Annotated in this window: 8 protein-coding genes and 2 pseudogenes; 6 read left to right on the top strand and 4 right to left on the bottom strand. The window is 64.2% G+C overall.

What is annotated here, in order from left to right; translation table 11 throughout:
• Positions 1-176 precede the first annotated feature (176 nt).
• Positions 177-323: pseudogene (locus tag ACESMD_RS02190) on the top strand (LysR family transcriptional regulator); the annotation flags it as partial.
• Here the strand turns inward: ACESMD_RS02190 and ACESMD_RS02185 are convergent.
• The gene (locus ACESMD_RS02185) at positions 288-809 is read right to left on the bottom strand and encodes a hypothetical protein (protein ID WP_372609919.1); all 522 of its coding nucleotides are present in this window, start codon (positions 807-809) and stop codon (positions 288-290) included. The pseudogene ACESMD_RS02190 and the gene ACESMD_RS02185 sit on opposite strands and share 36 nt — an antisense overlap.
• Before the next feature lie 82 nt (positions 810-891).
• On the opposite strand from ACESMD_RS02185, the gene ACESMD_RS02180 reads away from it, so the two are divergent.
• From ACESMD_RS02180 to ACESMD_RS02160, 5 genes and pseudogenes are all read left to right on the top strand, one after another.
• Entirely contained in the window at positions 892-1,560 is a 669-nt protein-coding gene (locus tag ACESMD_RS02180) for a twin-arginine translocation signal domain-containing protein (RefSeq protein WP_372609917.1), read from the top strand.
• Positions 1,557-2,936: a glutamine synthetase family protein gene (locus ACESMD_RS02175; RefSeq protein ID WP_372609915.1), complete on the top strand. Its 1,380-nt coding sequence runs from the start codon at positions 1,557-1,559 to the stop codon at positions 2,934-2,936. The genes ACESMD_RS02180 and ACESMD_RS02175 overlap by 4 nt, the downstream gene beginning before the upstream one ends.
• Before the next feature lie 104 nt (positions 2,937-3,040).
• Entirely contained in the window at positions 3,041-4,426 is a 1,386-nt protein-coding gene (locus ACESMD_RS02170) for an aldehyde dehydrogenase family protein (protein ID WP_372609913.1), read from the top strand.
• Positions 4,427-4,662: 236 nt separating this feature from the next.
• Positions 4,663-5,749: pseudogene (locus ACESMD_RS02165) on the top strand (iron-containing alcohol dehydrogenase).
• Positions 5,750-5,751: 2 nt separating this feature from the next.
• Positions 5,752-6,471, top strand: a complete 720-nt coding sequence (locus ACESMD_RS02160; RefSeq protein WP_372609911.1) for a gamma-glutamyl-gamma-aminobutyrate hydrolase family protein — start codon at positions 5,752-5,754, stop codon at positions 6,469-6,471.
• Between the two features lie 154 nt (positions 6,472-6,625).
• On the opposite strand, the gene ACESMD_RS02155 is transcribed toward ACESMD_RS02160, so the two are convergent.
• The 3 genes from ACESMD_RS02155 to ACESMD_RS02145 form a co-directional block, all read right to left on the bottom strand.
• Positions 6,626-7,396 carry a transporter substrate-binding domain-containing protein gene (locus ACESMD_RS02155; RefSeq protein WP_372609909.1) on the bottom strand — a complete coding sequence of 257 codons (771 nt, stop codon included), beginning with the start codon at positions 7,394-7,396 and terminating at the stop codon, positions 6,626-6,628.
• 146 nt (positions 7,397-7,542) lie between these two features.
• Positions 7,543-8,274 (bottom strand): ABC transporter permease, encoded by a 732-nt coding sequence (locus tag ACESMD_RS02150; RefSeq protein WP_372609907.1) that lies wholly within the window; start codon positions 8,272-8,274, stop codon positions 7,543-7,545.
• The coding region (locus ACESMD_RS02145; protein WP_372609905.1) for an ABC transporter permease at positions 8,274-8,836 on the bottom strand (563 nt) is incomplete at its 5' end. The genes ACESMD_RS02145 and ACESMD_RS02150, both read right to left, overlap by 1 nt.

The raw sequence follows: 8,836 nt of genomic DNA, 5'->3' as shown, positions 1-8,836 counted from the left end.
CGCTTTTCAGTATAGGTACAGACTCACCTTTCAATCCATGATGCAGGTCAAGAGGGGGCTGGTAAGCGGATTCAGTCGTTCTACCTCTTGACCCGGACCTGATCAGGGTTGTCGGTTGCTCGCGGCGGCCCGGAGTCCGCCATGCTAGGCTCTTGAGGGCAATTCATTGAGAGAGCATGATGCGGAACGGATTCGGGTTCGACCTGCGCAGCATGGAGATCTTCGTCGAGACCCTCGAGCAGGGTAGCCAGAGTGCTGCCGCCCGGCGTCTGGGGCTCAAGCAGTCCTCAGTCTCCCAGAGCCTGGCCAATCTCGAGCACGCCATGGGAGTGGCCCTCTTCAAGCGCCACAGCCGGCCGCTGGAACCCACCAGCGCCGGACGGCTCTTCCATGACCGTGCCAGGAAGATACTCGAGGAAGCCCGCGCTACCCGTCGCGCCCTGCTCTCCGGGACCTCGGGGCATCTCCATCAGGTACGCATGGCCCTGGTGGACTCGCTGGCCACGGCGGTGGGCCAGCCGCTGATCGAGGTGATCAAGCGCCACGCCAGCGACTACACCCTGACCACCGGGCTTTCCCACATGCATGGCCATGCGCTGCTTACTCGTCATGTGGATATCATCATTTCCGATGATCGCCTCGAGAACTACGAGGGTCTGGAGCGCCATGCCGTGCTCGGCGAGCCCTTCGTGCTGGTGGTCCCCGAGGACTTCCCCGGCACCCTGGACAACCTGCGCTGGCTCTCCCGGCAGTTGGACTTCGTTCGCTACACTCCGCAGTCGCTGATCGGTCAGGCGATCGAGCGCCACCTGCGCCTCAGCCGGCTGGTCTGGGGCATCGAGGTCTCCCAGTTTCTCATGGCCAGTTACTACTTATCGCAGGAGAGTGACCATGACCAACCGCAATCGTCGCGAGTTCCTCAAGAAGGCCGGGGTGGCAACCGCCGCCACGGTCGGTGCCGCCGGCGTCGGCGCCCCTTATGTGCATGCCCAGTCCACCCCGATCCGCTGGCGCCTGCAGACCTATGCTGGTCCGGCGCTCGCCGCCCATGTCATCAAGCCCTCCATCGATGCCTTCAACCAGGCCGCCAATGGCGAGATGGAGATCGAGCTCTATTATGCCGACCAGCTGGTGCCGACCGACGAGCTGTTTCGCGCCATGCAGCGCGGCACCATCGATGCGGTGCAGAGTGATGACGACTCCATCAACGCACCCGTGGATGTCTCGGTGTTCGGCGGCTACTTCCCCTTCGCCTCGCGCTACAGCCTCGATGTGCCGGCGCTCTTTAATCACTATGGCCTGAAGGAGATCTGGGAAGAGGCTTATGGCGAGGTGGAGGGCGTTACCTGGCTGGGTTCCGGCTCCTGGGATCCCTGCAACTTCGTCACCCGGGATCCGATCCGCAGCATCGCCGACCTCGAGGGCAAGCGTGTATTCACCTTCCCCACGGCCGGGCGTTTTCTCAGCCGCTTCGGGGCGGAGCAACAGTGTCCGCCCCGCTTCGCAATACCGTCGCCACGGAGACGGAACGCCATTTCATCGTATCGGGAGGTGCCATGAGTCGACTGCAGGCGAGAGATATCAGGAATTCCCAGGAGGCCCGGCGCATCATCGAGGAGCGCGGCCTCAGCCACGTCAAGGTCGGCATGTTCGATATCGACGGGGTGATGCTCGGCAAGTACATGCGCCGCGACAAGTTCCTCAACGCCCTCGATAACGGCTTCGCCTTCTGTGACGTCGTGCTGGGCTGGGACAGCAAGGACGAGCTCTACGACAATGTGCGCTATACCGGCTGGCACACCGGTTACCCGGATGCGCCGCTGCGCATCCTGCCGGAGACATGCCGAGACGTGCCCGCCGAGGGCGACATGCTGCTGTTTCTGGCCGAGTTCGAAGGCCCGGCCGAGGCGATCTGCCCCCGTGGATTGCTGCGCCGTGTGCTGGACAAGGCAAGGGGCATGGGGTTTGGCGTAAGCGGCGCCCTGGAATACGAGTTCTTCCTGTTCGACGAGACACCGCAATCGATTCGCGACAAGGGCTTTCGTGACCTCAAGCCCTTCACCCCGGACATGATGGGCTACTCCATGCTGAGAAGCTCCGTCCATGCCGAGATCTATCATGAATTGCTGGCCCTGGCCGAGGCCATGGATTTCCCCATCGAGGGCCTGCATACCGAAACCGGGCCCGGCGTGCTCGAGGCGGCCATTGGCGTCGACGAGGCATTGGCCGCCGCCGACAAGGGCGCCCTGTTCAAGGTATTCACCAAGGTGTGGGCCCAGCGCCGTGGCCTGATGGCGACCTTCATGGCCAAGTGGTCGCCGGACTATCCGGGGCAGAGTGGGCATATCCACCTGTCCCTGACCCATGCCGACAGCGGCGCCTCAGCCTTCTTCGATGCCGACAAGCCCCATGGCATGAGTGACCTCCAGCGCCACTTCGTGGCCGGTCAGCAGGCGTTGATGCCCGAACTGCTGGCCATGCTGGCCCCCACCATCAACAGCTACACCCGGCTGATTCCCGGCTTCTGGGCACCGACCGATGCCACCTGGGGCGTGGAGAACCGCACCACGGCGCTGCGGGTGATTCCCGGTAGTGCCAAGTCCCAGCGTGTCGAGTATCGGCTGGGCAGCGCCGATGCCAATCCCTATCTGGCCATGGCCGCCGCCATCGGCTCCGGGCTCCATGGTATCCAGCAGCGCCTCGAGCCCGAAGCGCCGGTGGTGGGCAATGCCTACGAGCAGGCGCATCCGGCCCATCAGGCACTGCCGCGTACCCTCTGGGATGCCGCGCAGCGGCTGCGGGTGTCCGAGGCGGCGCGAGGGCTCTTCGGTGACGACTTCGTCGAGCACTTCGCGGCGACCCGGGAGTGGGAGGAGCGCCAGTTTCGCCGGCACATCACGGACTGGGAGTTGGACCGATATTTCGAAATTATCTGACACGCAATGGCTGGGCCGTCAGGGCTTGCGATGCGAAGGCAGACATGATTCAAGCACCCTCTCTGTTTCTCTGCGAAACGGAATGAACAGCAGGAGAACGCCAAGTGGTCATACAACGAACGATTTCCCCGGTGGACGGGTCCGTCTATGTGGAGCGGAATCAGGCCGATGCCCCCGTCGTCGAGGCGACCCTGGAGCGAGCCGTCGTGGCACAGCGTAAATGGCGAGAGGTGTCGATCGACGAGCGGGCGCGATTCTGCTCGCGGATGGTGGATGCCATCATCGCCCGCCGCGACGAACTGGCCGAAGAGCTGACCTGGCAGATGGGTCGGCCCATTGCCGTGGCCGGGGGTGAAATGGGCGGTTTCGAGGCACGCGCGCGGGCCATGATCGCCCTGGCCGAGGAGGCACTGGCGCCACTCCGTCTGGCCGACAGGTCGGGCTTTACCCGCTACATTACTCGTGAGCCCCTGGGTGTGTCCTTCATCGTCGCCCCCTGGAACTTCCCCTTCATGACCGCGGTGAATGCCATCGTGCCGGCCATCATGGCGGGCAACACCGTGATCCTCAAGCACTCGGCACAGACGCCGTTGTGCGCGGAACGCCTGCAGCAGGCCTTCGATGAAGCCGGTCTGCCGTCGGGTGTCTTCCAGTATCTGCATCTCTCCCATGAGGCGACCGAAGCCCTGATCAGGGACTCGCGCATCGACCACGTCAGCTTCACCGGCTCGGTAGCCGGTGGCGCGATGGTCGAGCGCAACGCCGCCGGGCGCTTCATTGCCACGGGACTGGAACTCGGCGGCAAGGACCCCGCCTATATCCGTGCCGATGTCGACATCGATGCCGCGATCGAGGGCGTGATGGATGGCGTCTTCTTCAATTCGGGGCAGAGCTGCTGCGCAATCGAGCGACTCTATGTCCATCGGGACATCTTCGATGCTTTCGTAGAGAGGGTGGTGGCCTGGGTGAAACACCTCCGGCTTGGCAATCCCACTGATCCGGAAACCACCCTGGGGCCGCTGGTCCGCCCGGCGGCGGCGGACTTCGTGCGTGGTCAGATCGAGGATGCGGTCAAGGCTGGTGCCAGGGCCTGGATAGACCCGGGCAACTACCCCTTGTCGACACCGGGCAGCGCCTATCTGGCGCCCCAGTTGCTCACCGATGTCGACCACTCGATGCGGGTGATGACAGAAGAGAGCTTCGGGCCGGTGGTGGGCATCATGCCGGTGGTCGACGACGACCAGGCCATCGAACTGATGAACGACAGCGAGTTCGGCCTCACCGCCGCGGTGTTCACTCGGGACATGGCCGTGGGCGAGGCCATCGCCCGTCGCCTTGAGGCCGGTACGGTCTTCACCAACCGCTGCGACTACCTGGACCCGGAACTGGCCTGGACCGGCATCAAGTGCTCCGGCCACGGCTGTTCGCTCTCGCGGCTGGGCTACGAGACCCTCACCCGGCCCAAGTCCTTCCATCTGAAGCATGCATAAGAGGCGAGAGGTAAGAAGTAAGAGGTAAGAAGTAAGAGGTAAGAAGTAAGAAGTAAGTAAGGAAGAGGGACGTCATCGGCTTCTTGCGTCTTCCAGCCGCATAGCGGCGATCTTCCGTCTTCCATCTTCGTTACGAGGTCACCATGAGCCAACGCGACGAGAGCTACTTCACCATGGGCTGGAACTATCCTGCGCCCATCCTCACCGGTCCCGGTCGCATCCGCGAACTCCCGGCCCTGTGTCGGGAACTGGGCATGACAGCCCCCCTGCTCATTACCGATCCGGGCCTGGCCGCCTTGCCCATGGTGCGCGACATCCTCGAGCAGGCGAGCGAGGAGGGCCTGACCATTGCCGTGTTCAGCGATATCAAGGGCAATCCCACCGGCAGGAATGTTCTGGACGGCGTGGCGGCCTTCAACGAAGGGGGGCACGACGGGGTGATTGCCTTCGGCGGCGGCTCCGGCCTGGATGCCGCCAAGGCCGTGGCGCTGATGGCTGGCCAGCGCGACGGCCTGTCGTTGTGGGCCATGGAGGACGTGGGCGACAACTGGAAGAATGCCGATGCCGGCGCCATGGTGCCCTGTCTCGCCGTGCCCACTACTGCCGGTACCGGTTCCGAGGTGGGGCGTGCTTCGGTGATCACCGACGAGGCCGCCCATGTCAAGCGGATCATCTTCCATCCCGGCATGGTGCCGGCTCGCGTGATCCTCGACCCGGAACTGACGGTCGGCCTGCCGCCCGCGATCACGGCGGCCACCGGCATGGATGCCCTCTCCCATTGCCTGGAGGCCTGGTGCTCACCGCTCTTCCATCCCATGGCCGAGGGCATCGCCGTGGAGGGTATCCGCCGGGTCCGTGATTTCCTGCCCCGGGCCTTCGATGACGGGCAGGACATTGAGGCCCGCATGAACATGCTGGTGGCCTCGAGCATGGGCGCCACCGCCTTTCAGCGCGGCCTTGGGGCCATGCATGCTCTGGCCCATCCGCTCGGTGCCCTTCATGACGCCCACCACGGCACCCTCAACGCCGTGCTGATGCCCTATGTCCTCAAGGCCAACCAGGATGTCATCGCCGAGCCCATGGTGCGTCTGTCGCGTTACCTGGACCTCGACCGGCACGGCCGCGATCCTCGACTGGGTGCTGGCACTGCGCGAGCGCCTGGGCATCCCTCATACACTGGCCGGGCTCGGTATCGATACGGCCCAGGCCGAGAAGGTGGGCCGTATGGCAGTGGCGGATCCTTCCTCCGGCACCAATCCCGTCGCCTTCGATGCCGCGCAGTATCGTGACATCTTCCTGGTGGCCGTCGAAGGGCGGATCTGATCATGCGTGTCGGCCTTCTGCAGTGCGACGATGTGGCGGCTGAGCTACGTGGGGCCCACGGCAACTATCCACAGATGTTCGAGGCACTCTTCCATCGGGTCGATCCGACCCTGGAGTTTCGTGTCTGGCGCTGCCTGGATGGCGAAATTCCCGACGATGTCGAGGCGGTGGATGCCTGGATGACCACCGGTTCCAAGTTCGGGGTCAACGATGGCCTGCCATGGATCGCCGAGCTCGAGGCCTTCGTGCGCGAGCTCTGGGCCGCCGGAAAGCCGCTGGTGGGGATCTGTTTCGGTCACCAACTGATGGCGAAGGCCCTGGGCGGTGAGGTGGCGAAGAGTGGCAAGGGCTGGGGTGTGGGGCTGTCGTTCAATCGAGTGACCGAACGCGCCGACTGGATGACGCCCTGGCAGCCAGGGCTCGATCTGGTGGTGAGCCATCAGGACCAGGTGGAGCGGCTGCCGCCCGATACTCGGGTGCTGGCGGGGAGTGACTTCTGTCCCTTCTATCTCCTCCAGGTCGGTGAACTCTTCCTGGGGGTCCAGGGGCATCCCGAGTTCAGCAAGGCCTATTCCCGGGACCTGATGGCCCTGCGTCGTGAACTGGTCGGCGACGAGCGGGTGCGCCAGGGCGAGGCATCACTCTTCGCACCGGTGGACGATACCCTGATGGTGCGCTGGATCCTGGCCTTCATGCGCAGGGCGATCGCGACGCGGCAGTGACGGCTGGCCAAGGGCCGTGGTCGCCCGCCTGGGGAGAAGGACTGGGGGGAAGGACGAAAGGACAGGGGGAAGGGGCCCGAACGCACGACCGGGCCCCTTGAGGCCCCGGTCGCGATCATGACGGCTGATGGTGGCGAGCCTTGCGCCTGCAGGCTCAGTCCTCGCCGAAATACTTCTTGTGGATCTCGTCGTAGGTGCCGTTCTCCTGCAGGGTGGCCAGTGCCTCGTTGAAGGCGGCCGACAGGGCCTCGTCGCGCTGACGGAAGGCCATGCCGAAGCCTTCGCCGAAGTATTCCTTTGGCTCGGTGATCATCTCGCCGACCACCTTGTAGTTGCCGGCCTCGCTGTCGATCAGGGTGGACTTGCCGATGGGGAAATCGAGGAAGACGGCGTCGAGGCGGCCGGCATCCATGTCCAGCACCATGTCGTCGGCGGTGGCGTAGCGGTTGACGTCGGCCACGTCGCCGTACATGTCGGTCACATAGATGTCCTGCATGGTGCCGCGTTGCACGCCGAGGGTCAGGCCTTCCAGGGTCTCGTCGGACAGGGTGCCGATCTCGACGTCAGCGGGCGCGAACCAGGCCGACGGCGGGGTGATGTAGGGGTCGGAGAACAGCACCTGTTCGCGACGCTGCTCGTTGATGGTCATGGAGGACATGATGGCATCGTACTTGCGTGCCTGCAGACCGGGGATAATGCCGTCCCAGCCCTGCACGACCCATTCGCACTGGATGCCGATCTCGGCACACAGGGCGTCGCCGAGCTCGATGTCGAAACCGGTCAGCTCGCCCTCGGGGGTGCGGAATTCCATGGGCTCATAGGGCACGTCGACGCCGATGCGGATGTCGCGGACCTCGGCACTGGCGCTGCCAGCGACCAGGGTGGCGCCGATCACGCCGAGACTCAGGAGTTTCTGTAGTTTCATGGGGTGTTTTCCCGTGTTGATGGTGTTTTCACCTTGTGGGTGATGACAGGGCCACAATAGCCGATGACCCGGCCCTTCGGAAAGGGAAGGCGCCCGGGATGGACGCCAGTTTCCAACGCTGGTTTAACGCTCCTTGTCCTCGACGGTCAGCCGCTGGCCGGCTTGAGGTGCGCCAGCAGCCGCTTTTCCAGATAGCGGAACAGGTAGAGGATCGCGAAGGTGAGACAGAGGTAGATCGCCGCCACGAACAGGAAGGCGTCGAAGGGCGCGTAGAAGCGCGCATAGACGTAACGGGCCGCGCCGGTCAGGTCCATGATGGTGACAACGCTGGCGATGGCACTGGCGTGGAGCATGAAGATCACCTCGTTGCCGTAAGCGGGCAGGGCACGTCGGAAGGCGCTGGGCAGCACGATGCGCCGCAGCATCAGCCCTCGGGACATGCCGTAGGCCCGCGCTGCCTCGATCTCGCCGCGGTCCGTGGACTTGATGGCACCGCGGAAGATCTCGGTGGTATAGGCCGCAGTGTTCAGGGTGAAGGCGATCAGCGCCGGCACGAAGGGCTTCTCGAGGATCACCCACAGCCAGGTTTCCTGGATGCCATCGACGAAGACCACGCCATAGTAGATCAGGTAGAGCTGGACCAGCAGTGGCGTGCCGCGGAACACGTAGCAGTAGAGGAAGATCGGCAGGCTCACCCAACGGTGCTTCGAGCCGCGGGCGATGGCCAGCGGTACCGCCAGCAACAGGCCGATGATCAGCGACAGGGCCACCAGCTGCACGGTGGTCACCAGGCCCTCGCCGTAGAAGCCGAGGGTCTGCAGGGTGAAGATGCTGTTGTCGGCGAGCTGTGCCTCCAGCCAGGTCATCAGGGCTTCCATCAGTCTGCCTCCCGGTAGCCGACGTTGTAGCGTTTCTGCAGCCGTGCGAAGCCCCACTCGGAGACACTCGCGATCAGCAGGTAGATGGCAGCCACGATGATCATGAAGGTGAAGGGCTCACGGGTGGCCTTGGAGGCCTCGGCGGCAACGCGGACCATGTCCGAGAGCCCGATCACCGAAACCAGGGCGGTGGTCTTGAGCAGCACCATCCAGTTGTTGGAGAGTCCCGGGATCGCATGGCGCATCATCTGCGGGAAGCGGATGCGCTGGAACACCAGCCAGTGGTTCATGCCGTAGGCCCGGCCCGCCTCGATCTGGCCGCTGTCGACCGCCAGGAAGGCGCCGCGAAAGGTTTCGCCCATGTAGGCGCCGAAGATCAGGCCGATGGTCAGCACGCCGGCTACGAACTCGTTGACGTTGATGAAGATGTCGATCCCGAACTGGTTGTAGAGGGCGTCAGTGATCTGGTTGATGCCGATCTGGCCGCCGAAGAACAGCAGCATCATCAGCACCAGGTCGGGCACGCCGCGGATGATGGTGGTGTAGAGGGTGCCGATGCTGT

This window comes from Halomonas sp., assembly GCF_041689495.1.
In the GTDB taxonomy this organism is placed as follows: Bacteria; Pseudomonadota; Gammaproteobacteria; order Pseudomonadales; family Halomonadaceae; genus Halomonas.
The sequence above is the reverse complement of the archived record's forward strand: the minus strand, read 5'-3'. Positions and strand labels throughout refer to the sequence as shown.